The following is a 21,455-nucleotide window of genomic DNA, read 5'->3' on the forward strand; positions in this document are numbered from 1 at the left end:
AGGTCTATGTTTTTTGATTACAAATTAATTATTAATACAAATTTAAAATAAAGATCTATTTTTAATTACTTGAGCATCAATTTCGAAAATATGTGCGGCATTCAATATTCTATTCTCTTCCAATACATTACCTATTAGTTGAAGTCCTATAGGCAAGCCTTTAGTATCAAACCCACAAGGAATACTAATAGCAGGAAGACCGGCTAAATTAGCCGGCACAGTTAAGAGATCAGACAAATACATAGAAAGTGGATCATTTACAAAATCTCCCTTTAAAAAAGCAGTAGTTGGACAAGTAGGAGTTAATAAAATATCAACTTTTTTAAAAGCTTTATCAAAATCATTTCTTATTAAAGTTCTCACTTTTTGTGCTTTCTTGTAGTAGGCGTCAGTGTATCCTGCGGACAAAGCATAAGTTCCTATCAGTATTCTTCTTTGAACTTCATCTCCAAACCCTTCAGCCCTGCTTTTTGAAGTCATCTCTAAAAGATTAGTCCCTTCATTTGATCTATAGCCATATTTAACTCCATCGTATCTGGCTAAATTTGCAGATGCTTCACATGGCGCGATTACATAATATGTAGCTATTCCGTCATTAAACCTAGGGCATTCAACTTCGATAATTTCAGCTCCTAAAGTTTTAAATCTCTCAACTCCGGAAAGAACAGATTCCTTAACCTCTGGATTAAGTCCTGGATGTTCAAAGCACTCTTTGATTATTCCAATTTTTAAATCTTTTATAGATTTATTTAAATCACTTATATAATTTGGCACTGGTTTATCAAGACATGTTGAATCTAAGGGGTCTTTACCAGATATTGAATAAAGGATTTCAGCAGCATCTGAAACAGTATTTGTAATTGGGCCAATTTGATCAAGAGAGCTAGCAAATGCTACTAGTCCCCATCTACTTACTCTTCCATAGGTAGGCTTAAGTCCAACAACGCCACAAAAAGAAGCTGGTTGCCTTATTGATCCGCCGGTATCAGAACCTATGGCAGCAACACATAGTCCAGCAGCAACTGAAGCAGCACTTCCACCTGAACTTCCTCCTGGAACTCTATTAATATCCCAAGGATTTGAAGTAACACCAAATATAGAAGTTTCTGTTGAACTACCCATTGCAAATTCATCCAAATTTGTTTTACCTAAACAAATACCGCCTGAATACAATAATTTACTTGAAGCCGTGGATTCATAAGGTGCTACAAAGCTTTTAAGCATTTTACTTGCACAAGTTGTTACGACTCCCTTAGTGCAAATATTATCTTTAATTGCTATTGGCATTCCAGCAAGGTTTGGAAGTTTTTCTTCATTTTGAATTAATTTATCAATATTTTCAGCTTGAGCAATTGCATTATCTTTTGTAGTACAAATAAATGAATTAATTTGAGGATCTATAGTGTCGATTTTTGTAAAAAAATCATTAATTAATTCCTTAACAGAAGCGTTTTTACTATTAATTTCCTTTCTTAAAATACTAAAGTTCATTAATAAATCTATTTATCTTTTAATTAAAGAATATCAAAAAGTTAATGGTTCTTCTTTTTTGCAACGAACTAAACTATGTTTAATATTTGTCGCACCTTCATCAGAAAGATCCTTAATAAAAGAGGACATATTTGCATTTAAACTGCTTTTTGTAATAAATGGACCAAACCAGTATGTAGTACTACTAGGTTGATCTGTCTCAATTTTAGCCCACCAAGCTAAGCCGAGTTTGTTTCCAAAATGTCTAATCAAATTTTATTTGCCCCATATGGAGGTCAATTCTTGTTAAATTCTATACAATTTTGAAGTGAAAATTCAAAAAATTTTCATTAATTAAATAAATGTATTGAAATAACAATATTTTAGAGAATCCTAAATACAGTAATTACAAAGAAATAAATTATTTACCTGTTAGGTGAAATAGTGATATTGCCGCTGCCACAGAGGCATTTAGACTAGATGTTCTCCCTTTAAGAGGGATCCTTAGCAAGAAGTCGCATTTTTTTTGAGTCAGCAAAGAAATGCCTTTATCTTCAGCACCGATTATTACTACCAATGGAGTTTTTTCATGAAAGTCTGAGATTGATAATTGACCATCGCCAGTTAATCCAATAATAAGAAACCCATTTTTCTTTAGTTCCTCTAATGCCCTATTTAAATTAACAACTCTACTTACTTGCAAATGTTCCAAAGCTCCTGCTGCCACCTTTGCAACTGTTCCCGTTAAGCCAGCGGATCTTCTTTGAGGAATGATAATACCCTTACAATCAAATGCTTCTGCAGATCTTATAATCGCACCAACATTATGAGGATCAGTTATACCATCTAGGGCCAGAATAATAGGATTTGATGATTTTTTTAATGAAAAATCAATCAATTTATCTAATGAAATTGTTTTAGAGCATGCCAACTGCAATGCTACTCCTTGATGAGAAGCACTAAAAGTTAATTGCGAAAGTCTGTTCCAAGAAACTTCTTCAATGAGAACTCCTTTTGATTTGATTTCCTTTAGTAAAATATAGAATTTCTCTGAAGAAAAAATTTCTGAAGTACACCAAATCCTATTAATAGCTCTTTTACTTATGAGAGTCTCATAAACTGAATGTTTTCCCCATATCCAATCATCCAAATTTTTTTTATTTATATGTTCTTGATAAATATCAGACACTTTATTAGAGGGTTCTATATTAAATTGATTTATTGATTTTCTATTTTTTAAAGAATAATAGTTATTTTTCTTTTTATAACTATCATCTATAAAGTTAACATCCTTATTTTTAGGAGATTTGGTAGAAAATCTATTTTTATTTTTTGAAGAATTTAAATTTTTTGAGTAAAAATTAGAATTTTTTTTGTGTTGTTTACTATTTTTTCCAGAATGATTATTTTTTGAGAAGTTTTTCATAAAATTTAATCAATTTTAATTTCAAGATGTTCAAAAAGAGCTGATAATCTTTGAGGATCTTTTAGAAATAACCAACCTATAAGAGTTTCAAAACCTGTTGCTCTTGAATATATGGTAGGGTCTGCAGACTTCGGGTATCTTTTCGTTTTATTTCTAGCACGTCTAATTAAATCAATTTCATTTGTATTTAATAGATGTTCAATTTGACTTAAAGATTTTGATTGTGATTTTGCTTTTACTTCGTTTACTACAGATAAATGAAGTTCTTTTGACTTTAAGGGAAAATGTACATGTCTAAGTCTTTGATGAAGTTCCCATACCGAATCACCAAGCCAAGCAAGTTGAATAACACCAATTTCTTCAGGGGATCCATATGGGACCAAGTTTTGAATCCAATAATTCAATTTTTTAAATAAGTTAATGCATCTTCGAGACTTGACTTTAAGTTAAGAAAATCACCTAAACGCACAAGTTTAATTGTTTGAGCAACTCTCGAATTGCCTACAACTGAGAAACCTAACTTCAACTTTTTACATTCTTTAGCAGTCTGAACAAGAGCTCCAAGACCGGAAGAATCTACAAAATCAATTTTTGTAAGATCAATAATGAAAGGAAGCTTATTCTTTAAATTATTCGTAACAAAAGTCTTAAATTGTTTTTCTGAGAAAGCATCAAGTTGACCTTTAAAAGTAAAAACAATAATATTTGTTTTTATATCGAGGTTTCCTCTCAAAGAAACCGTTAGCTTCTGGAAATCTTCTATGATGAAATTCCTCCAAAAAATTAATATATCAAATGTAATTATCAAATCAAAAGAAAACAATATGTCAACATCTTTCTAACATTAGAGAAACAAATTTTTTAAATAAATAATCTGAATCATGTGGACCAGGGCCTGCTTCTGGATGATATTGAACACTAAATATCGGCTTATTTTTAACCTCTAATCCAGCAACAGTATTATCGTTAAGGTTATAGTGAGTTATATCTACAATGTCCTTAGGTAAGGAATTGGGGTCTAGGGCAAAACCATGATTCTGACTAGTTATTTCAATTTTATTATCTTTTCCACAAGGATGATTTAGGCCACGATGTCCAAAAGAAAGTTTATATGTTAAACCTCCTAAGGCTAATCCAAATATTTGATGACCTAGGCATATTCCAAACATAGGAATTTCACCATGTTCAATAAGTGATCTTGCTAAATCTATACCTTCAGTAACAGAAGAGGGGTCTCCAGGTCCATTTGAGAAGAATATTCCATCAGGCTTATTAGACAGAACTTCCTTCAATGAAGATCGGGAGGGTAGAACTAAAATTTCACAACCATGAGAGACAAGCCTATTTAAAATTGATTTTTTTATTCCAAAATCTATTGCTACAATTTTTAATTTATAGGGCTTTTCTGAATATCTTTTCCTAATGTCAAAATCTGTTTTTGTAGGATTTTGCCAAGAATAATGTTCATTTGTGGAAACTACTTTTGATAAATTTAATCCCTCCATTTTTGGAGTTTCATAAATTATTTCTAAACAACTTTCGGGAGTTTTATCTTCAGAGGTAAGAACTCCATTCATCGAGCCGTTAGATCTTAATATCTTAACAAGTGCTCTTGTATCAATTCCAAAAAGGCCTATTATATTTTTTTCAATTAACCATTGATTAAAACTCTTTAGGGATCTCCAGTTACTATTGTTAGTTGAATAATTTCTAACTATTATTCCTTTAACATTCATATTAGATTCTGAATCTTCAAGATTAATACCAGTGTTACCAATTTCTGGATAAGTGAATGTTAATATTTGTCCATAGTAACTTGGATCAGTGATAACTTCCTGATATCCCGTCATACCTGTATTAAAAACTATTTCGCCAATAGCCGTACCCGAAGCACCAAAAGAAAAGCCTGGAAATACAATTCCATTACTTAGAACTAATTTTGCATTTTTCTTATATGGATTAATCATCAATTTGACATTTATTCATTTGAGGATAAATAATTTTTTAAAAGTAAAAATTTTTTCAAAGGGTTACCTTGATTAATGGAAAGTAAAGCTCTATTAAATCCTGAATGTAAATCATCCTCAATCCCTGCTGCCCAAAGGACTAATGAAGTATTCAAGGCAACGACTTCTTTGTGCGATTTTTGACCAGAACCATTTAAAACAGAATTTAATATTTCCTCATTAGAGTCACTTTCTAAAACTACAAGCTTTTCATTTGAGATGTTTTCATGATTAAAATCAGATATATTTATTTTTGAAAATCGTAATTCACCATTTTCGATTAAAACCAATTTATTTTCACCTTGAAGTGAGGCTTCATCAAGACCGCCAAAACCGTGGACTACTATAGCTCTATTCATCCCCATATTTAATAGTGCTCTTCCCATCGGCTCTAAGAGATCCTCAGAAGCAACTCCTAATACTTGGGCATTGGGTCTTAAAGGATTTACCAATGGTCCAAGTTGATTAAATACAGTCCTTATACCAAGGGCTTTTCTTAATGGAGCAAGCTTTATTAAAGCTTTATGCCAAGCAGGTGCAAACAAAAAAGTTATTCCAATATCATTCACGGCAGATATTACTTTTTCTAATGAACAATTCAAATTCAAACCAAGATTCAACAAAACATCTGCAGAGCCAACTTTTCCACTAGCACTTTTATTTCCGTGTTTAGCAATATTTACACCACATGAAGCGGCTACAAATGCTACCGCCGTGGAAATATTAAAGGTATTAGCTCCATCACCTCCAGTTCCACAAGTATCTACCATATACAAATTTGGTCTTGATACTGGCAATTCGCAAACATTTAAAAGTTCCTCAGCCATAGAACTTAATTCAATCCCTGTACAGCCCTTAGCTCTCAAAGCACTCAAAAAAGCTCCTGTTTGAACATCAGATATTTCACCATTAAGCCATCTTTGCATTAATGATCTAGCATTTAAATCATCAAGATTTTTTCCTTCTAATAAAAGATTTAGGATTTCAATGTTGGATAGATTAGTAGACATTTATTTTTTAAAGAAAATTATGCAGACAAATTTTAATTTGAAGTATCAAAACCTGACCCAACTAAATCTTTATTTGTATTAGAGGGTCTAAAGCCTTTTGACCAAATATTTTTTGTTTTTGAAAAAAGTTCATTTTTAGAAATTTTCCAAAATTTTAAAATTTTTTCAATATCATTTTTAATCTCAACTTCACCAAGGAAGTTAGTATAGCGATTTATTAATCTAGCTAAATTTATAAAATCAAGATCTTCTGGTTTTTCTTTAGTTATAAGAGAATCTATAATGTTCTTGTCTCTAGCATGTAATGGATGAGTTTGATCGTTACTCATAGATAATTACTGAATTATTTATAAAACTAGCTCACATATTTAAAAATGAAACATTATCTTAATCATATAGGCAAAATTAAATGAAAAATCTAAAGTTTAAAGTTATATCTAGATACATAAGACCATACAAAAAAGAATTTCTATATGGTGCTTTAGCACTCTTGTTGGTTAATATATTGAGCGTTGTAATCCCACTAGAAGTGAAAAATATAATTGACCAATTACAAAATGGTTTCTCTTCAGATTTTGTAATTACTAAATCATTGTGGTTAATCTTATTAGCAACTTTTATGGGTTTAATTAGACTATTCTCTAGACAAATTGTGTTTGGGATAGGTAGAAAAGTTGAGGTGAATCTTCGCCAAAAACTTTTTGATCATTTGCTTATTCAAGACCCTGAATGGATACAAAAAAAAGGTAGTGGGGATATTATTAGTAGAGCTACAAGCGATATTGAAAATATAAGAAGACTTTTAGGTTTTACGATTTTAAGTTTATGCAATATTGTCTTAGCTTATTTACTCACCATTCCATCGATGTTTTCCATAAACAAAACACTGACAATATCCGCATTAATGATATTTCCATTAATTCTTGGAATTGTAAGCTTATTCGGAGGTCGAATGGTTAATCAAAGAAAAGCTCAACAAGAATATTTATCTAAACTTAGTGATCTTATACAAGAAGATCTTTCTGGCATAAGCGCTATTAAAATTTATGCACAAGAAAATGCCGAGAAGAAAGAATTTAATCTTTACAATAGAGCTTATCGAAATTCAGCCATAAAACTTGCAAGAACTGCAAGTACACTGTTCCCATTGCTGCAAGGCATTTCCTCAATTTCATTATTAATTTTATTAGGTTTAGGAAGTTTTCAACTAGAGAGCGGATTTATTTCAATTGGTGGCTTAGTAGCATTAATTCTTTATGTTGAAAGACTAGTTTTCCCAACAGCTCTCTTAGGTTTTACACTAAATACTTTTCAACTCGGTCAAGTAAGTTTAGATCGTGTAGAGGAAATATTTCAGAATAAGCCAAATATTGTAGATGGACTAAACACCAAATATTTAAAAAGAAAAGTAAATGGATTTTTAGAAGCAAGAAACTTAACCATAAAATTTCCAGGATCAAAATTCAATTCTTTAAATGGTCTAAATTTTAAAATTTATCCTGGAGAGCTTATTGCAATAGTTGGCCCTGTAGGTTGTGGCAAAACGACACTTGCGAAGTCTCTTGGAAGAACTATTGATATTCCCGAGGGTCAATTATTTTTAGATGAAATTGATGTAAAAAAAATTAAATTAGGAGATCTAAGAAAAAATATTGCAATCGTACCACAAGAAGCATTTTTATTTACTTCTACAATCTCGGAAAACCTAAGTTTTGGCGAACCTAAAGCTTCTAAGGGATTAGTCAAAAAAAGTGCAACAAAAGCTAGATTAATCGATGATATAAATAATTTTCCTCAAAAATTTAAAACAATTGTTGGAGAAAGAGGTATTACACTTAGTGGTGGACAGAGACAAAGAACTGCTCTTGGAAGAGCATTACTTGTAAATTCTCCTATTATTGTTCTTGATGATGCTTTGGCAAGTGTAGACAATAAAACAGCCTCAAGAATAATTGATGAAATGCGAGAAAGAAGTAACAAAACTATTCTAATGATTAGTCACCAACTATCAGTAGCAGCTTCATGTGACAGGGTTCTAGTAATGGAAAAAGGAGAAATAGTACAAGAAGGAAAACATAAAGATTTAGTAAAAGAGAAAGGACTATATAAACAACTTTGGGAAAGAGAACTAGCTACAAAAGTTGTTAAGAGCTAAATTAATGTTTTTTCACTTATGATATAAAAATTTAAGTTATGTTTAAATTTCTAAAAAAAATCATGAATAATGAAGACTCAACTTTAACTAATGATTTTAATACAGTTCATAGAATCTTAAAAACAGATATCAAAAGAAAACCCAATCCTCAAGAAGATGAAATTATTTTTGGATGTGGTTGTTTCTGGGGTGCTGAAAAATGTTTCTGGAAACTTCCAGGAGTTGTTACAACTTCCGTAGGCTATGCTGGTGGGAATAAAAGTAACCCAACTTATTATGAAGTATGTTCTGGTTTAACTGGTCATTCAGAAGTTGTTAGAGTTATCTGGGATAAAATTGAAATAGATATAAGTGATTTATTAAAAATGTTTTGGGAATGTCATGACCCTACTCAAAAAAATAGACAAGGTAATGATATTGGGACTCAATATAGATCAGCGATATATTACAAAAATGAAAATAATAAAAAAATCATATTAGCCAGTAAAGAACAATATCAAAAAGAACTTAATAAAAAAAATCTTGGTTTAATTGAAACAGAAATAAAAATGATTGATACCTATTTTTATGCAGAAAATTACCATCAACAATATCTTGCATCTGCTGGCAGCAGGCAGTATTGTTCTGCTTCTCCTACAAAGGTTAAGCTAGGAGGTTTTACTGGAAGTAATTACAAATTAGAAGACTATATATGGGAAAATTTTAATTGGGAAGTTGATAAGTGTGTATTGAGATCTGATAACAATCCTATAAAGAATAAGATTTAAACCCATCTTATCTTTATAGTAATAATACGGGGCGTAGCGCAGTTTGGTAGCGCACCACTTTGGGGTAGTGGGGGTCGTGGGTTCAAATCCCGCCGTTCCGATTACTTGTCTTCATCATTTATTAGGGATTTATATAGTTTATATGAGCTTATTCCAACAGCTATAAAAGTAAAAGATGAAAAAAAAGCAAGCACTAAAATGGTAAGGTTTGAAACTTCAACTTCACCTAGCTGGAATGATATGAAAATATTCATAAGACATTATTTTTTTTTTTTTAACATTAACATAATGGAAAAAATTTTTACCATAAAGAATTATAAATTCAGAAGAATTACAACCCCAAAGACAAACCGATAGATAATAAATAATTTTAACCCGCTTGATGATAAATACTTTAATAAGAAATCAATAGCTAATAATGAAGATAAAAATGTCGTAGTAAGACCAACAATTAGAGGTAGAAAACCATATGAGAAGAAATCATTTAGAGAAGAAATCAGCTCAACAATAGCAGCGATAGAGATAGCCGGCATTCCTAAAAGAAAAGAGAATTTTGCAGCGTCACCTCTTTCCCAACCAGATACTAAAGCGGTAGAAATTGTAACACCAGATCTTGAAACGCCGGGAAAAACAGCAAATGCTTGAGCAAGACCTATCAAAATACTATCTGAAAATTTATGATTCTTTAAATTTATTGAACCTTTTTTCGAACTATCAGCTATGTACATAAAAATTCCCATAAGAAAAGAAATAAATGCTATTGATACATTTGAGCGAAGAAATTTATCAAAAAAATATGGTAAATATAGTTTTATTATTCCACCAAGAAAAATAATTGGGATAGTACCAATCAAAATTGATTTAAATAATTTTTTATTTAATAAATTATCAATTATAGTTTTTGAAGATTTACTTCTTAATTTAAAAATTTCGTTCCTAAAATACCAAACTAAGGCCAAAACACTTCCAAGTTGAAAAATTGCAGACAATGAAGGTCCAGGATCTTCAATTCCAAAAAAAATAGATATAACTTTTAAATGAGCAGTACTACTTACAGGGATAAATTCTGTTAAACCTTGAATTAAGCCATATAAAATAAATTCTAAATATTCCAAAAACATTTTAAAATTAACTCATTTATTAATAGCAATTTAGAAAATACAATATACATTGAATAAGTAAAAGCTAATATAATTTAATGAAAAAAAAATTTATTTTAATAACGTTATTTCTTTTCTCTCTTTTATTTTCATCTAATACCTTAAACGCAAATTATTTGTTAATTATAGGAACTTATAGACAAGGACCAGGAGGGAGGCCAGAAGTTAGTGGAATAACCAGTCCATCGTTACATTCTATTCCTATGGAAAACTTGGAAACATGTAATAAGGCAGGCGCAAAAATTACAAATGAAATATATAAGCCTGTTTGGCAATTTGATAGTAAATGGACTTGTGTGTTTAGCGGTAATACGAAATAAAGTTACCTTTTAACATCGTGAGCGCAGCCATCTCCTTTGTAATTTTCACTTTCATAAAAATCATTTTTCGTGCCAAAGTAAATAGTTAGCAATACGAATGGCAAACTTAAAATAAATAAAATAGTTGTTAAATCCATGATTAGATAATTGGATTAAGAATATTATAAAAATTTAAAATATATATTTCTTAATTAACTTTAGCTTTAATAATCCGTAGGCCCTTTGAAACCAAGATAAAAGAAGTCTCCTAAACCAACTAAAAGTAAAACTCCTGCAATAGCAGCAGAAGGAACAAAACCTCCAATCGCAAAAGAAGAAAAGTAATGCATCTATAAAAACTAAACTAGTTTATGATATCAACAAAAGATAGTAATTTGTAATAAATTTTGACTCGAAGACAAATAGAGAGTTTTGTTCTAGGCGACTAAAGTAGAATCTTCATTATCTGATGAAACTCTTATTCTCTCTTCCAACTTAGGGCCGTATAGTTCATTTCCCCAGATTTCAACTTTTGAGTCGTTTGGAGCCATAAAAGTAAGGATATCAGTTGGAAATAAAACTCTCTCTAAAAAAAAATTTGATGGACCAATACATCTCAAAACCACCATTCTGCATCCTTTATTTTTGTAGGAGAACTCAACCATTCATAAACTAAAATTTAAACTAATTAAACACTATTTGTTGCTAAAAAAAATGTATAAAAATTTACTGAAAAAATTTTTTTTTTTAAAAAACTACAAATTTAATCCAACATCAACTAAATTTCTCTCTTGATCTATTAATAACAAAGCATAGGAATTCAAAATATCAAAACTTTGATGTGGAATGGAAACATTAAGCATTCTCAAGAAATTAGATAATTTTTCATCTTGAAGCGCATAACCTTTTTGTGAAAACATCTCTTTTTCTTGATTTGACTTCCACATATTCATGTATTCAAACTTCAAAGGTTTTAAGTGCCAAATGTTATCTATTAAACTCCAAACATCTAAATATTTGTATAAATTCTTTTGAATGTTGAATCTATAATGGACTTCATTAGAACTCAAATTTGCAGATTTCATGTATTGAACATTAATATCGGTAAATAAAGGTTCAATTCCCAAAAACCATCCTTCAAGAATCAATAAATCAGGATTATCTGATCTCCAATGTGATCTATCTCCTAAACCATTTCTTAAAGATTTATCGAAAACAGGCACATTTAATTCTCCATTTTTTTTCCAACATGATAATTTTTCATACATTAATTTTACGGAGTGACTACCAGGGAAACCCCTAGAAACATTCCAAGGGTTATTCTTAATTGCTGTTTCCATTTCATCTGAAGGAAGATAAAAATCGTCAATTGATATAACAGCTATCTTGAAATTTAATTTCAACGATATTGCTTCAAGCCATTTACCTAATGTTGTTTTTCCAGTTCCAGGAAGAGCTGAGATTCCTATTATTTTTCTATTACAAAATTTAGTTTGTAATCTATAAGCCTGACCTAGAATAGGTAAAGCCAAACCCCAAATCCAATCATCATTTACTTTATTATTCCAGAAATGATTAATTGAAAGCATTTTTTTTTGATTATTCCAAAAATAAAACCAATCATCCAAAGATTCCCAGCCAATATCAATAATTAATCTTTCAAATTTATCAAGTGGAAAATTAATATTTAAATCTTTCATATTTTTAAATTAGATCTAGCTTATTTATTAATTTGTTAACTTCATTTCTCCAACCAAAACCGTTAGGTTCAGAAGCTATAGTGAAATCCAAATTTTTCAATTGATCTATTAAATTTAAATTAGGTCCGTTTATGCCTGGAATAACAATTCTAATATCTGAGTTTAAAAGTAAAGGCAAATCATTTGGAGAGTCCCCCAAACCTATAATTTGAATATTTTGATTATTTGAATAATTTTTAAGGGCATTTATTGCTTTTCCTTTATTAGAGTCGGTAGATAATAAATGACTCATTCTATTTCCTTTAAAAATATCAACTTTGAATTTTTCACAACAGATATTAATTCTCTCTTCTAAAAAAGATGGTGGATTTAAAAAAGGCATACTCCAATGCCTATCTCTCATTAAGTTTAATGAGTCACCTTTTAAGCCTGTAAGCTTAGTGGCTTCTTGATCAGAAATATTATTAAGAGGAATTAGCTTATAATTAATTTCCTTAGAAATGTAATTCAGGATTTCTTCAAGAATTTCGTAACTTTTTCCAAGAATAATTTGTCCATCAACTTTTTTAAGAGATTCTCCATATATTGCTGCACCATTCTCTACGATGTATGGGTCAGTCAAGCTAAGTTCTTTTCTAATAACTTTTACTTCAGCAGCTGTCTTACTTGTGCAAAGAATTACAGGTATAGATAATCTCTGTAGCGTTTTTATTGTTTTTTTAGCAGGAGTTAAATCATATGAATGATCCATTAAAGTACCATCTACATCACTAACTACCCAAATAGAAGAATTTTCAATCATTTTAAATAGAACCAAGCCAAACAACTTGAAAAGGATCAAGACTAATATTTTTACAATTGTATTTAGTGGATGTTAAAAAATCTTGCATGTTAAAATCATTAACTATTAATTTTGGCAGATCAATATCATTCAATTGATAATTAATTTTATTTTCTGTGATATTATGGATTGCGAAAATGGGATCAGAACCTTTACCTCTTTTGATTACAACAATATCGCTTCTACCTCTAGATAAACAATCCATGTCTGAACAAGGATGAAATTGCTTTAATTCTGATCTCACATCCATAGCATTATGGAGAAATTTTAGGTTTTTATTAGCATTAGATTCAGGATTATTTAAAACGGATAAAAGAGTGTCTGATTTAAATTTTTCTCTATTGAGGTCTCTTCTTTGCCCTGTCATGGAAAAACTTTTAATATCATTTTTGGAAGCCAGCAATGCTGGCAAATAAAATGCAGGAATACCTTTTAGAGCCATTACTAACAATTGAGTCAGGATAAATCTCTCAAATTGAAATCGATTAGAATCTCTACTAGAGTCTTCCATTGCGCTCCACCAACTAATATTTAATTCATAAGGCTTATCATCACCATTTGATAAACGCCTATGACTTACTAGTCCACCTCTTTTCTCACAACTAATTAATAAATCTGTAATTCTCTCCTCATTCATTAGACCCTCGAGGGCTCTTAAACCTATGCCATCGTGTGATGCAGTGAAATTAAAAAGAGTAGTATTATCAGGTAATTTTGGCCAATCAAAAATCCATGAATTTAGTATATCAGCTCTAGAAGTAATAATTGCTTCTAGAAGAAGAGGAGGCAAAGGGAAGTTATATGCCATATGGGCTTCATCTTCTGGAATAAGATAAGATAAATTTTCTTTCTGAGGAACATTTGTTTCTGTAATTAAAACTCCTTTGTAAATAAGATAATTTAAAAGAAGTCTTAAAATTTTTACAATTGAGTGCGCTTTTGGCAAATGTAAGCAAGTTGTCCCTGACTCCTTCCAAATAAAACCTACAGCATCAAGCCTAAACCATTTAATTCCATTAGATAAATAAGTAATGATTAAATTTAAGAACTCAAGAGTCATTTTTGGATTATGCCAATTCAAATCAATTTGATCTGGACCAAAAGTTGTCCAAACTTGTCTAGGACCATCTTCTGTATTAATTTGAGAAAACAAAGATGAACTTCTTGGTCTTACAACATTTGACCAGTCAAGATTTTGTTCCGGTGAAAAAACATTTGAGATTCCAGGTTCTTGGGATTTAATAAATTGTTGAACCCATGGATGAGAAGACGAAACATGGTTAAGAACCAAATCTGCCATCAAAACATGATTTTTGGAAATGCTCTTGAGATCGTCCCAATCACCAAATTTTTCTTCTAGGGCATCATAACTAGAGACTGCAAAACCTCCATCACTTGTGGATTTAAGAAAAGGAAGAATATGAACAACTCTTGAAAGGCTGCCAAAATGTTTACTTAACAAATCTCGAAGAGTAATTAATGTTGGCTCCCCAGTTTTATAAATACTATCTGCATAAGTTATTAAAACCGAATGAGATTGATTCCATTTTTCTTTATTACCAATTTCTTCATAAGAAGATTTCTCTGAGAAATCATCTAAAATCTGTAATAATTGATTTGAAATAAAATTAATTTCTTCTGTAGTATTATTTGAATAAATTGTTTTCAACAATTTATAAAGTTTTAATCTATCTAATTTTTTCTCTGAATCAATTTGCTTCACTTTGAAAAAATCATCGAAGTATTAACACCATTCTGCACATCAATTAGAAAATGGACTTTCAACAAGGTTTAATCACAACAATACATGAATACGGTGTCACAAGCGATCTACTTAAAGAATTAAATAAAAGTCTTACAAAAAGACCCACAAGTATTTTAATTCCTTGCTTATATGAAGAATTTGAAAGACCTGCTTTGAAAGATATTAGAGAAGTTTTAAAAAATCTTACAGGATTAAATGAATTGGTAATAGCTCTCTCTGCAAAAACCATTCAGCAAGTTAAAGCAGCAAAGTCATTTTTTGACTCAATGCCATATCCAGTTCATGTGCAGTGGACAAATTCTCCTTCAGTCATAGAGCTATTAAAAAGCCAAGAAAGAAATGGATTAGAACTTTTGGGAACCCCTGGGAAAGGTTGGGCAGTCTGGCAAGGCATAGGTGTTGCCACTAGAAAATCAGATGTTGTTGCTCTTTTTGATGCCGACATAAGGACTTTTAGTCCATTGTATCCTTCAAGGATGATACTTCCTCTTCTGGATGATTCATATGGAATATCATATGTAAAAGCTTTTTACAGTAGATTATCTCTAGAGACAAACCAATTACAAGGTAGGGCAACAAGATTATTTGTTGGTCCTCTACTAGCAAGTCTCGAGCAATTAGTTGGGAAGGGTCCTTTTTTAAAGTATCTCCAATCATTTAGATATCCATTAGCGGGTGAGTTTGCCTTTACTAAAGATCTCGCTATGAATTTAAGAATACCTTGTGACTGGGGTTTAGAAATAGGTTTATTATCCGAAGTTTATAGAAACGTAAGGACCTCCAAAATAGCCCAAGTTGATCTAGGTTTGTTTGATCATAAACATAAAAACATTGGTAATTCTTCTAGAGAAGGATTGCAAAAAATGTGCACCGAAATACTTTCAAGTGTTTTGAGAGGCCTTATGGAGCATCAAGCAGAGACCTTGACTAGCACTCAGCTAGCAACTTTAGAAGTTCTTTATAAAAGAGTAGGAGAGGATAGGGTAAAAAAATTCGGATTAGATTCAGCAGTTAATCAACTCCCATACGATAGGCACGAAGAAGAGTTATCCGTCCAAAAATTTGCAAAATTATTGAGACCTGCTACAGAAGATTACCTCGCTTGCCCTACAACACAGCAGTTACCAAGTTGGTCGAGAGTTCTCTCTTGTGAAAACAAAATGCAAGAAGATTTGGCAATTGCGGGTTCAAAATATATAAATAGAAGTGAAAAAGAATTAATTAATAATATCTAAAGCAAAATCTCTTCTGATCAATTTGGGCTTCGTCAAAAGTTTTACAAGAAGGAAGTTCTCCATCTTAAAACTTAGCAAATTTCACGATCGGATAATTTTTTTAAAATTAAGGTACAATTTTATTCTTTTTCACACCTTATAAGATCAATACTGTTTGGATGTTCTTTAATATATTTATTAAATTCCATTGCTAGTGTTCTAGCTTCATAAGCATCAAAAGCATAAAAACAATTTTCTAGTCTTATATTTTGAAAGTCACGATAATGTACGGTGTATGGCTTCAAAGTGTCATCTTTATTCATTGTAATTTGCTAAAAAGCAATTAGTTCATATTTAAACAATGCATAAGATTAAAAATAAAAAAAATATCTTTTGTTGTTATCAAAATATATTTATTTTTAATTATGTATAAAAAAATACTTTATGAATCCAAATGAAAATTAATTTCTTTTTTTTTTATTTTTAGAATAATTCTTTTTACCTTCTATTAAAAAAACAAATTTAGATAATATATAGCCAAAAAAAGGTACCCAAAACCTATCATATAAAAATTTCATAAGAAAATTAAGCAGCTATTGAATCTTTACTTCTAAATTCAGGAGTTTTAATAACCCTTAAGTCAATTGAATTAAATAAGTGTTGCATAAGCAAAAAATCAAGTTCACCATTTAATAAATCAATATCAGAAGAAAGCAGATCGTCAACAAAATAATCAAAAGTATCGGGAAGAGGATTCACAATTAAAATTTATTTTTGTCATTATCATCGCATATACAAAAAAAGTCAACAAAATATACAAATGAAAATAATTCTCACAAAAGTGAAAGATAGATTGATTTTTAATTTTTTATGGTGTTTTGATTAGGAAGTTTGAAACTAAAATTTCAAATTTAAAATAATCTAAATAACAAAAATAAGGACAAAAAATAAAATATTTAATATTAAATTCAATTCTTTTGAATTAAACTTCATTTATCTTGCAGTATATAATTTAATATCCTTCATAAATTAGGACATATAAAAACAACAAAAACAAATATTTTCAAAAAAATCAAATGAAAGTATCATCATTTAATATAACAAGATTCTTGACGTGATCATTAGTAAACAATCGCTTAAATTTTTTTTGATACTTTATAAATTAACGTGAAAGATTATAATTTTAAAAGTAAAGGATTGATTTTTTATTAATTATTTTTTAATTAGTTCAAAGTAACCATTTTTATTTAATAAGTACTTGTCAAACCAAAGGCTTAATAGATTGTCTAATCCTATTCCATACATTTTATTTATTTGAGAAGTCTTATAGTCAGATAGAGCTAGCAATAAATAAGGAAAAATCATATCAGAAACCCCTTTTGGGAGTTTATCTAAAGGAACTCCATGCGCTCTATCCCATAAAATTTGCATATCTTGAGAGAACAAAGTACTCCAATAATTAAAGTTGCAATGCAATTTTTCAGGAGGTAATAAATTTATAGATGAAATTGAGAATGATGAATTCATAATAGATTGATAATTTATGGATTAATTGATTTCAGTATTTGAAATGGAAAGAAATAATTTCTAATGAGTAAATCTCCTACAAATAAATACATACAAAAGATAACGCACAGTGCTGCACTTAGCAATAGTTTTTAATCATGGTATTCATCCACCATTTCTTGAAACTTAAGGAACGATAAGAACTTTTTATAAGTTTCAAAATCAAAGCCTTCCTTATTATTTTTTTTAAATATGTTTGAATTGCAAGCTTCTATATTACTTCCTAAATTAGTATTCATTGTAAATTTTTCATTAACTTTACAATTTCCAGAATCTTTTGATAATGTCTTTGAATTATTATTAATCTCATTATATGATTTAGTTGTTTTACCAGTTTTATTGTTAAATATTCCTCTTCTAGATAGTGCTTCCTCTACTAAAATACTTATAATTTTTGAATTACTTAAATTATTCTCTAAGCTCAATTTATCAATTAGTTTCATGACATCCTCCCTTGGAATAAAACCAACTCTTTTTTTCTTAGTAGGCATCTGAAAATGATGTAAAGTTCAGCACTTAATTATTATTAGTGTTGCACTATATTCAATATAAGTCAATTAAATTCTTGTGATCTTTTATAGACAGTCTTACAATTTTGGTCTCATTGGATATCTTTATCTACAATCTAAAAATTGCTCGCACTGGATAATGATTTCTATTTAGAAGGATCTAAAGAGAATGAATATCTCAGAAAAGACCAGTAAAATCTATTTTTTTTAAATAACTAGATAAAATATAAGAACTTTGTTTCTTAACGAATTATATACAAAATCTAAACCATAATTAGAATAAATTTTAAAGCCATAAAATCTATGACTGTTCATCAAGACTACGAAATAAAAATCAATCTAAACGAATTGATTGAGAAGAGAATTCCATGCTGTGACTTACTGCATCCAAATCATTGTTTAACAGAAAAACAAGTATCTGAAATTGCAAATAATATTCATATGAATTTAAATTTGCATGATCTTTATAAACAGGTAGATAAGCAAATCTTGAATTATGTAAATGCAGCTGGTATTGATAATAAAGATCATTGGGTTGAACCGCAACTGCCTGATTTAGAAAGAGATTTAAAAGAAGAAGTGGGGATAGAGTTTGATTAATCTTTTCCCTTATTATAAAAACTTTTAATATATATATTTTTTTTCTAAATCATCTATCAATTTATAAATACTTTTAGCTGATTTCTTTCTTTTTCTTAATATTGAAAAAAATATAAATCCAATCAATGTGATTAAAAAAGGAGTTATGATGTAATTTATAGTCATGAATTATAATTTATCTATTATTTAAATTATTAAAAAGTTTGCCAGAATAAAATAGGTACTTTATACAAATAACATTCACAATAAATAATTAAGATTTTTTATAAAAAAAGAGAAAAAGTAAAGTAGATTATATAAATTAAGAATTAAATGGCTTTAATTTAATGTAGGTAATGGTTAATTATTTCGCACTAACAATAAACGAGATGGGGATAGGTACGATGGAGATAGTCGTTATTGGAGTGGTAACTTTATTATTTCCAATAATGTTTGTTTATGCATCTAAAAACCTAGATGCCAAAGGTGTTTTCGAGTGGATGATGGAGAAACCTAATGATTGGATAGGACGAAAATAAGACGCGAATAATTTCCATATATCTAATCAAAATCTAATTTTTCTAAACTATTAACAGGAAAATCATAAACTTGGCATTTATTTTCTAAATCATTAACTATTGAATTTTTTAGTAATGAGTAGTCTATTAACTTATTGAGTTTATTATTTTTAAATTCCTTATTAGTTTCTCCAATCGCGAATGCCAAAGCGCCATCAGAAGAAATCCCAAATCGGGAAGTATTGCAGTAAGTTCTAGTGAATTTATTAGAAATCCTTTTGGTATATTTATCAATAGTTTTAAAGGAAGTATCTAATGAGTAAACAGGACTAATAAATACTAGAAGCAAAGTTAAAATAAAAATCCAAAAAATTCTTTTGATCATAATATTTTCTGAAATGAAAATTTAATATAATTTGGAATAAAACTGAGATGACTATATTTTATTAAAAATTATAAAATTGATAATTTAAATATCTAGAAAAATTGTTTTTGATATTTTTGAAGTTAAACAAACTAAAGGATTATCTAAAAGTTTAAATTTCCTTTAATGATTTTTTGAAAAACCGCTAAAAGCTTTTCCATATTAAAAATTAATTTTACTCGTTAGGAATTCAATGAATAAATAATTAAAAAATAAGTAAATTAATTATTAAAAATATGGCTTGCGCTATGTAAATCTTCTAGCACTTGAATTATTGTTTATATAGGAATTAAACACAAAAAAAATATGGCATTACCAGAGTTAATATATTCCCCTATTGATGGGGGAACTATACATAGATATGAAATTAGTGGTGGCAAGAGGAAATACTTAAGGTTTATTGGTTGTTATCTCGGCCAATGCAATTTCTACAAAGATGTTGATGATGCCATTGATTACATAAAAAATCTAAAGAAATTACAAAAGATACAAAAATTCTGAACTAAAGATACAAAAACCTTCCCTTAATAAAGTATTTATTTAGACCGACATAATTATTGCTACAAATAATAGAGAATTTTATTTTTATGAGAAATTGATTATTTCCTTGGGTTATAGTTCCGAAAGATAACTTGTCAATTAAAAAAAAGAAATTAATTTATGGAAAACAGACAAATTAATTTTTTTAAATCAAAAGACTTTAATACCGTTCTTAATCCTCTAAAGAAAGGAACGGTAGTAAAAATTGACTCGTTTGATATTAGAGAAAATCAAAAAGAATTAAATATAGGTTTATTTGGTTGGTATGCAATTTGTCCTTCAAAAGAACTTAAAAAAAATACTCTTCATTATTTTTCACTATATGATGAGCCTCTTGTTCTCTATAGAGATGAGAATGAAACCATTAGGTGTATTAAAAATATTTGTCCACATAGGGGGGCCTCCTTTTATGGAGGGACATTATCAAATGGAGTAATAACATGTCCATATCATGGAGCTAAATTCTCATCAGAAGGAAGTTGTCAAAATCTAGATCGAATAACCTGCAGCCACATAGTTGATAATAATTACGATAACTACGCAAAAAGAATACATTTATATCAATACAAAGCTTTAGAAAAAGATGAATATATTTTTGTGCATTTTTCAAAGAAATCTGAGACTGATTTAAATAATCTAAATGTAGATTCACCTATAAGTAACTACGATTTATCTGCTAATGGTTTTTCACAAGAAGATTATGTATCTGAGGAGGTATTAGTTGACTTCAAATGTGATTGGTCAAGAATAATTGAAAATCACTTAGATATACTTCATATTTTTTGGGTTCATGGAGATACAATTCCTGATAAAGATGTTAATAAAAACGTACTTGTTAGTTTTAACCAAAAAATTAATGTTACTCCGAAATACATTGAAAGTATTTATTCATACAAGAATGAACCTACCAAAGAATTTATTAGAATAAGATTCATAGCACCTGGCAGGATATTAATTTATAAAGGAGATCCTACCGTATCAAGATATTTACAAGTTTTAGATCATATTCCACTAGGAAATAATAAAGCAAGAGTAATAGTTAGACACTACAGGAAATTTTTGAAAAATAAACTACTTAATAACCTTATCTTATTTAAAGAAACACAAAGAAAGATTTTTTATAAGATATTTGATGAGGATTATATGATTTTAAAGACCCAAACATACAATCACAACTTGGGATTTATAAAAAAAGATGAAATAAAATTATTGGGAGAAGACAGAATAATAAATTACTTTTGGAAATGGTACAAGAAGTCTGAAGATAAAGATAACCCTTGGAAAAATATTAATAAAAAAGATGATCTTACAGTATACGACAAAGTCATATTTAAATATCCCCCTGAGATAAAAAAATTAGAAGTTATAAATAATATTGACATTATTAGAAAAACATTTATAAGATTTGCTGCTCCACTACTAATTTTCATGTTAATCATATAATTTATGAAAAAAGTGAATAGACCTTCATGGTTGAATTGGCTTTATCTTTTTATATTTATTTTA

At 29.3% G+C, this 21,455-nt stretch carries 29 protein-coding genes and 1 tRNA gene; 9 read left to right on the forward strand and 21 right to left on the reverse strand.

Annotated elements, in window-relative coordinates:
• Nucleotides 1-42: 42 nt before the first annotated feature.
• From gatA to EU92_RS02525, 8 genes are all read right to left on the reverse strand, one after another.
• Nucleotides 43-1,491 (reverse strand): Asp-tRNA(Asn)/Glu-tRNA(Gln) amidotransferase subunit GatA, encoded by a 1,449-nt coding sequence (gatA, locus tag EU92_RS02560; RefSeq protein ID WP_032514318.1) that lies wholly within the window; start codon nucleotides 1,489-1,491, stop codon nucleotides 43-45.
• Nucleotides 1,492-1,524: 33 nt separating this feature from the next.
• On the reverse strand, nucleotides 1,525-1,743 hold the full coding sequence (locus tag EU92_RS02555) for a DUF1816 domain-containing protein (protein WP_032514317.1): 219 nt from the start codon (nucleotides 1,741-1,743) through the stop codon (nucleotides 1,525-1,527).
• 148 nt (nucleotides 1,744-1,891) lie between these two features.
• Entirely contained in the window at nucleotides 1,892-2,896 is a 1,005-nt protein-coding gene (rlmB, locus tag EU92_RS02550; protein WP_032514316.1) for a 23S rRNA (guanosine(2251)-2'-O)-methyltransferase RlmB, read from the reverse strand.
• Between the two features lie 5 nt (nucleotides 2,897-2,901).
• The gene (locus EU92_RS02545; RefSeq protein ID WP_032514315.1) at nucleotides 2,902-3,300 is read right to left on the reverse strand and encodes a ribonuclease III domain-containing protein; all 399 of its coding nucleotides are present in this window, start codon (nucleotides 3,298-3,300) and stop codon (nucleotides 2,902-2,904) included.
• On the reverse strand, nucleotides 3,297-3,719 hold the full coding sequence (locus EU92_RS02540) for an STAS domain-containing protein (RefSeq protein WP_080726904.1): 423 nt from the start codon (nucleotides 3,717-3,719) through the stop codon (nucleotides 3,297-3,299). Before EU92_RS02540 ends, EU92_RS02545 begins: the two co-directional genes overlap by 4 nt.
• A gap of 4 nt (nucleotides 3,720-3,723) precedes the next feature.
• The gene (gene carA / locus EU92_RS02535) at nucleotides 3,724-4,863 is read right to left on the reverse strand and encodes a glutamine-hydrolyzing carbamoyl-phosphate synthase small subunit (protein ID WP_032514314.1); all 1,140 of its coding nucleotides are present in this window, start codon (nucleotides 4,861-4,863) and stop codon (nucleotides 3,724-3,726) included.
• Nucleotides 4,864-4,874: 11 nt separating this feature from the next.
• Nucleotides 4,875-5,912 (reverse strand): anthranilate phosphoribosyltransferase, encoded by a 1,038-nt coding sequence (gene trpD, locus EU92_RS02530; RefSeq protein ID WP_032514313.1) that lies wholly within the window; start codon nucleotides 5,910-5,912, stop codon nucleotides 4,875-4,877.
• A 32-nt stretch (nucleotides 5,913-5,944) separates the two neighbouring features.
• Nucleotides 5,945-6,241, reverse strand: a complete 297-nt coding sequence (locus tag EU92_RS02525; protein ID WP_032514312.1) for a DUF3288 family protein — start codon at nucleotides 6,239-6,241, stop codon at nucleotides 5,945-5,947.
• Nucleotides 6,242-6,321: 80 nt separating this feature from the next.
• Here EU92_RS02525 and EU92_RS02520 point away from each other — a divergent pair, with 80 nt between their 5' ends.
• The 3 genes from EU92_RS02520 to EU92_RS02510 all read left to right on the forward strand — a co-directional run bounded on the left by EU92_RS02520 (nucleotide 6,322) and on the right by EU92_RS02510 (nucleotide 8,935).
• Nucleotides 6,322-8,067 (forward strand): ABC transporter ATP-binding protein, encoded by a 1,746-nt coding sequence (locus EU92_RS02520; protein WP_032523592.1) that lies wholly within the window; start codon nucleotides 6,322-6,324, stop codon nucleotides 8,065-8,067.
• A gap of 38 nt (nucleotides 8,068-8,105) precedes the next feature.
• Nucleotides 8,106-8,834 (forward strand): peptide-methionine (S)-S-oxide reductase MsrA, encoded by a 729-nt coding sequence (msrA, locus tag EU92_RS02515; protein ID WP_032514310.1) that lies wholly within the window; start codon nucleotides 8,106-8,108, stop codon nucleotides 8,832-8,834.
• Between the two features lie 27 nt (nucleotides 8,835-8,861).
• Nucleotides 8,862-8,935, forward strand: a tRNA-Pro gene (locus EU92_RS02510).
• On the opposite strand, the gene EU92_RS09990 is transcribed toward EU92_RS02510, so the two are convergent.
• Complete coding sequence (locus tag EU92_RS09990) at nucleotides 8,936-9,088, reverse strand: hypothetical protein (protein WP_193741766.1); 153 nt, start codon at nucleotides 9,086-9,088, stop codon at nucleotides 8,936-8,938.
• Between the two features lie 60 nt (nucleotides 9,089-9,148).
• Complete coding sequence (locus tag EU92_RS02505; protein WP_032514490.1) at nucleotides 9,149-9,949, reverse strand: undecaprenyl-diphosphate phosphatase; 801 nt, start codon at nucleotides 9,947-9,949, stop codon at nucleotides 9,149-9,151.
• Nucleotides 9,950-10,032: 83 nt separating this feature from the next.
• Between EU92_RS02505 and EU92_RS02500 the strand changes: the two genes are divergently transcribed.
• On the forward strand, nucleotides 10,033-10,314 hold the full coding sequence (locus tag EU92_RS02500) for a hypothetical protein (RefSeq protein WP_032514309.1): 282 nt from the start codon (nucleotides 10,033-10,035) through the stop codon (nucleotides 10,312-10,314).
• Nucleotides 10,315-10,316: 2 nt separating this feature from the next.
• On the opposite strand, the gene EU92_RS10300 is transcribed toward EU92_RS02500, so the two are convergent.
• The 6 genes from EU92_RS10300 to EU92_RS02480 all read right to left on the reverse strand — a co-directional run bounded on the left by EU92_RS10300 (nucleotide 10,317) and on the right by EU92_RS02480 (nucleotide 14,557).
• Nucleotides 10,317-10,451: a hypothetical protein gene (locus EU92_RS10300; RefSeq protein ID WP_011376397.1), complete on the reverse strand. Its 135-nt coding sequence runs from the start codon at nucleotides 10,449-10,451 to the stop codon at nucleotides 10,317-10,319.
• A gap of 66 nt (nucleotides 10,452-10,517) precedes the next feature.
• Nucleotides 10,518-10,643: a hypothetical protein gene (locus EU92_RS10305; RefSeq protein WP_275040531.1), complete on the reverse strand. Its 126-nt coding sequence runs from the start codon at nucleotides 10,641-10,643 to the stop codon at nucleotides 10,518-10,520.
• Nucleotides 10,644-10,730: 87 nt separating this feature from the next.
• The gene (locus EU92_RS02495; protein WP_032514308.1) at nucleotides 10,731-10,958 is read right to left on the reverse strand and encodes a DUF1830 domain-containing protein; all 228 of its coding nucleotides are present in this window, start codon (nucleotides 10,956-10,958) and stop codon (nucleotides 10,731-10,733) included.
• Nucleotides 10,959-11,048: 90 nt separating this feature from the next.
• Nucleotides 11,049-11,993, reverse strand: a complete 945-nt coding sequence (locus EU92_RS02490; protein ID WP_032514307.1) for a kinase — start codon at nucleotides 11,991-11,993, stop codon at nucleotides 11,049-11,051.
• A 4-nt stretch (nucleotides 11,994-11,997) separates the two neighbouring features.
• Complete coding sequence (yedP, locus tag EU92_RS02485) at nucleotides 11,998-12,795, reverse strand: mannosyl-3-phosphoglycerate phosphatase-related protein YedP (RefSeq protein WP_032514306.1); 798 nt, start codon at nucleotides 12,793-12,795, stop codon at nucleotides 11,998-12,000.
• A 1-nt stretch (nucleotide 12,796) separates the two neighbouring features.
• Entirely contained in the window at nucleotides 12,797-14,557 is a 1,761-nt protein-coding gene (locus tag EU92_RS02480) for a sugar phosphorylase (protein WP_032514305.1), read from the reverse strand.
• A gap of 50 nt (nucleotides 14,558-14,607) precedes the next feature.
• On the opposite strand from EU92_RS02480, the gene EU92_RS02475 reads away from it, so the two are divergent.
• Nucleotides 14,608-15,834 carry a glycosyl transferase gene (locus EU92_RS02475; RefSeq protein WP_032514304.1) on the forward strand — a complete coding sequence of 409 codons (1,227 nt, stop codon included), beginning with the start codon at nucleotides 14,608-14,610 and terminating at the stop codon, nucleotides 15,832-15,834.
• Between the two features lie 119 nt (nucleotides 15,835-15,953).
• Here the strand turns inward: EU92_RS02475 and EU92_RS0109190 are convergent, their stop codons facing one another.
• The 4 genes from EU92_RS0109190 to EU92_RS02465 form a co-directional block, all read right to left on the reverse strand.
• Nucleotides 15,954-16,136, reverse strand: a complete 183-nt coding sequence (locus EU92_RS0109190; RefSeq protein WP_032514303.1) for a hypothetical protein — start codon at nucleotides 16,134-16,136, stop codon at nucleotides 15,954-15,956.
• Between the two features lie 262 nt (nucleotides 16,137-16,398).
• Nucleotides 16,399-16,572 (reverse strand): hypothetical protein, encoded by a 174-nt coding sequence (locus EU92_RS09995; RefSeq protein ID WP_193741765.1) that lies wholly within the window; start codon nucleotides 16,570-16,572, stop codon nucleotides 16,399-16,401.
• Between the two features lie 453 nt (nucleotides 16,573-17,025).
• Complete coding sequence (locus EU92_RS02470; RefSeq protein ID WP_032514302.1) at nucleotides 17,026-17,340, reverse strand: hypothetical protein; 315 nt, start codon at nucleotides 17,338-17,340, stop codon at nucleotides 17,026-17,028.
• Between the two features lie 131 nt (nucleotides 17,341-17,471).
• Nucleotides 17,472-17,870, reverse strand: a complete 399-nt coding sequence (locus tag EU92_RS02465) for a hypothetical protein (protein ID WP_032514301.1) — start codon at nucleotides 17,868-17,870, stop codon at nucleotides 17,472-17,474.
• 321 nt (nucleotides 17,871-18,191) lie between these two features.
• Here EU92_RS02465 and EU92_RS02460 point away from each other — a divergent pair, with 321 nt between their 5' ends.
• Together EU92_RS02460 and EU92_RS0109195 are read left to right on the forward strand one after the other, a co-directional pair.
• Nucleotides 18,192-18,488, forward strand: coding sequence for a hypothetical protein (locus EU92_RS02460; RefSeq protein WP_032523462.1), 297 nt, complete (start codon nucleotides 18,192-18,194; stop codon nucleotides 18,486-18,488).
• A gap of 335 nt (nucleotides 18,489-18,823) precedes the next feature.
• Nucleotides 18,824-19,006, forward strand: a complete 183-nt coding sequence (locus tag EU92_RS0109195; RefSeq protein WP_032514299.1) for a hypothetical protein — start codon at nucleotides 18,824-18,826, stop codon at nucleotides 19,004-19,006.
• Between the two features lie 22 nt (nucleotides 19,007-19,028).
• Here EU92_RS0109195 and EU92_RS02455 read toward each other — a convergent pair whose 3' ends face one another.
• Nucleotides 19,029-19,370, reverse strand: a complete 342-nt coding sequence (locus EU92_RS02455; protein WP_032514298.1) for a hypothetical protein — start codon at nucleotides 19,368-19,370, stop codon at nucleotides 19,029-19,031.
• A gap of 345 nt (nucleotides 19,371-19,715) precedes the next feature.
• Between EU92_RS02455 and EU92_RS02450 the strand changes: the two genes are divergently transcribed.
• Nucleotides 19,716-19,910: a hypothetical protein gene (locus tag EU92_RS02450; RefSeq protein ID WP_032514297.1), complete on the forward strand. Its 195-nt coding sequence runs from the start codon at nucleotides 19,716-19,718 to the stop codon at nucleotides 19,908-19,910.
• Nucleotides 19,911-20,069: 159 nt separating this feature from the next.
• The gene (locus tag EU92_RS02445; RefSeq protein ID WP_032514296.1) at nucleotides 20,070-21,392 is read left to right on the forward strand and encodes a Rieske 2Fe-2S domain-containing protein; all 1,323 of its coding nucleotides are present in this window, start codon (nucleotides 20,070-20,072) and stop codon (nucleotides 21,390-21,392) included.
• Nucleotides 21,393-21,455 lie beyond the last annotated feature (63 nt).

The organism is Prochlorococcus marinus str. MIT 9107 (assembly GCF_000759855.1).
Lineage (GTDB): Bacteria > Cyanobacteriota > Cyanobacteriia > PCC-6307 > Cyanobiaceae > Prochlorococcus_A > Prochlorococcus_A marinus_N.

What these genes read in the sequence shown, in the direction of transcription:
- EU92_RS02460 (WP_032523462.1), top strand. Translation starts at nt 18,192, where the DNA reads ATGACTGTTCATCAAGACTACGAAATAAAAATCAATCTAAACGAATTG.
- gatA (WP_032514318.1), bottom strand. Translation starts at nt 1,491, where the DNA reads ATGAACTTTAGTATTTTAAGAAAGGAAATTAATAGTAAAAACGCTTCT.
- rlmB (WP_032514316.1), bottom strand. Translation starts at nt 2,896, where the DNA reads ATGAAAAACTTCTCAAAAAATAATCATTCTGGAAAAAATAGTAAACAA.
- carA (WP_032514314.1), bottom strand. Translation starts at nt 4,863, where the DNA reads ATGATTAATCCATATAAGAAAAATGCAAAATTAGTTCTAAGTAATGGA.
- EU92_RS02450 (WP_032514297.1), top strand. Translation starts at nt 19,716, where the DNA reads ATGGCATTACCAGAGTTAATATATTCCCCTATTGATGGGGGAACTATA.
- EU92_RS0109190 (WP_032514303.1), bottom strand. Translation starts at nt 16,136, where the DNA reads ATGAATAAAGATGACACTTTGAAGCCATACACCGTACATTATCGTGAC.
- EU92_RS0109195 (WP_032514299.1), top strand. Translation starts at nt 18,824, where the DNA reads ATGGTTAATTATTTCGCACTAACAATAAACGAGATGGGGATAGGTACG.
- EU92_RS02500 (WP_032514309.1), top strand. Translation starts at nt 10,033, where the DNA reads ATGAAAAAAAAATTTATTTTAATAACGTTATTTCTTTTCTCTCTTTTA.
- EU92_RS02490 (WP_032514307.1), bottom strand. Translation starts at nt 11,993, where the DNA reads ATGAAAGATTTAAATATTAATTTTCCACTTGATAAATTTGAAAGATTA.
- trpD (WP_032514313.1), bottom strand. Translation starts at nt 5,912, where the DNA reads ATGTCTACTAATCTATCCAACATTGAAATCCTAAATCTTTTATTAGAA.
- EU92_RS10300 (WP_011376397.1), bottom strand. Translation starts at nt 10,451, where the DNA reads ATGGATTTAACAACTATTTTATTTATTTTAAGTTTGCCATTCGTATTG.
- EU92_RS02455 (WP_032514298.1), bottom strand. Translation starts at nt 19,370, where the DNA reads ATGATCAAAAGAATTTTTTGGATTTTTATTTTAACTTTGCTTCTAGTA.
- EU92_RS02495 (WP_032514308.1), bottom strand. Translation starts at nt 10,958, where the DNA reads ATGGTTGAGTTCTCCTACAAAAATAAAGGATGCAGAATGGTGGTTTTG.
- EU92_RS02525 (WP_032514312.1), bottom strand. Translation starts at nt 6,241, where the DNA reads ATGAGTAACGATCAAACTCATCCATTACATGCTAGAGACAAGAACATT.
- msrA (WP_032514310.1), top strand. Translation starts at nt 8,106, where the DNA reads ATGTTTAAATTTCTAAAAAAAATCATGAATAATGAAGACTCAACTTTA.
- EU92_RS10305 (WP_275040531.1), bottom strand. Translation starts at nt 10,643, where the DNA reads ATGCATTACTTTTCTTCTTTTGCGATTGGAGGTTTTGTTCCTTCTGCT.
- yedP (WP_032514306.1), bottom strand. Translation starts at nt 12,795, where the DNA reads ATGATTGAAAATTCTTCTATTTGGGTAGTTAGTGATGTAGATGGTACT.
- EU92_RS02445 (WP_032514296.1), top strand. Translation starts at nt 20,070, where the DNA reads ATGGAAAACAGACAAATTAATTTTTTTAAATCAAAAGACTTTAATACC.
- EU92_RS02475 (WP_032514304.1), top strand. Translation starts at nt 14,608, where the DNA reads ATGGACTTTCAACAAGGTTTAATCACAACAATACATGAATACGGTGTC.
- EU92_RS02465 (WP_032514301.1), bottom strand. Translation starts at nt 17,870, where the DNA reads ATGCCTACTAAGAAAAAAAGAGTTGGTTTTATTCCAAGGGAGGATGTC.
- EU92_RS02470 (WP_032514302.1), bottom strand. Translation starts at nt 17,340, where the DNA reads ATGAATTCATCATTCTCAATTTCATCTATAAATTTATTACCTCCTGAA.
- EU92_RS09990 (WP_193741766.1), bottom strand. Translation starts at nt 9,088, where the DNA reads ATGAATATTTTCATATCATTCCAGCTAGGTGAAGTTGAAGTTTCAAAC.
- EU92_RS02520 (WP_032523592.1), top strand. Translation starts at nt 6,322, where the DNA reads ATGAAAAATCTAAAGTTTAAAGTTATATCTAGATACATAAGACCATAC.